The sequence below is a fragment of the Methylobacterium sp. WL116 genome, from assembly GCF_008039455.1.
In the GTDB taxonomy this organism is placed as follows: domain Bacteria; phylum Pseudomonadota; class Alphaproteobacteria; order Rhizobiales; family Beijerinckiaceae; genus Methylobacterium.
On record NZ_VRUV01001040.1, the window covers coordinates 1 to 671 of the forward strand.

The 671-nt window shown below is 66.2% G+C and carries 1 pseudogene; it reads right to left on the reverse strand.

Annotated elements, in window-relative coordinates:
• Positions 1 to 671, reverse strand: a pseudogene (locus FV223_RS29285) (IS5 family transposase); the annotation flags it as partial.

A 671-nucleotide genomic window follows, 5' to 3' on the forward strand; every position in this document is an offset into this window, starting at 1 on the left:
TGTTGCGACCGCACGGAAGTGCTTGATCCTGCTGAAGAACCGCTCGACCAGATTGCGGTACTTGTACAGGAAGGCACTGAAGGCCGGCACGTTCTTGCGGTTGGGCATCGGCTTCACGTTCGCCCACGCCCCCTGCTCGGCCAAGCGCTCGCGCCGCGCGTCGCTGTCGTAGGCCCGATCCCCCAGGAGGGTCTGCCCAGGTCCCAGATCGCCGAGCATGTCGTCGGCGGCCCGACCGTCATGCGCTTGGCCTTCGGTGATCTTGAGGGCGATGGGTCGGCCCTCGGCATCCACCAGAGCGTGGATCTTGCTCGTCAGGCCGCCGCGCGAGCGACCCATGCCACGGGATCGGTCGTCTTTTTTTGGCGCAGTCCGCATGCTGATGCACCCGCACGCGGGTGGCATCGATCATCTGCAGGTCACCCTCGTAAGCCTTTGACACGGCTTTCAGAAGACGATCCCAGATCCCACGCTTGCGCCAGCGCCGAAAGCGGTTGCCGCACGTCGTGTGCGGACCATAGCGCGCCGGGATGTCGGCCCAGGGCGCGCCCGTGCGCAACCGCCAGAAAATGCCGTTCAGCACCCGCCGGTCGTCCACCCGATCCTTGCCGCGCACATCCGTCGGCAGAACCGGCTCGATCGCCGCCCACTCCGCATCCGTCAGGTCAAAC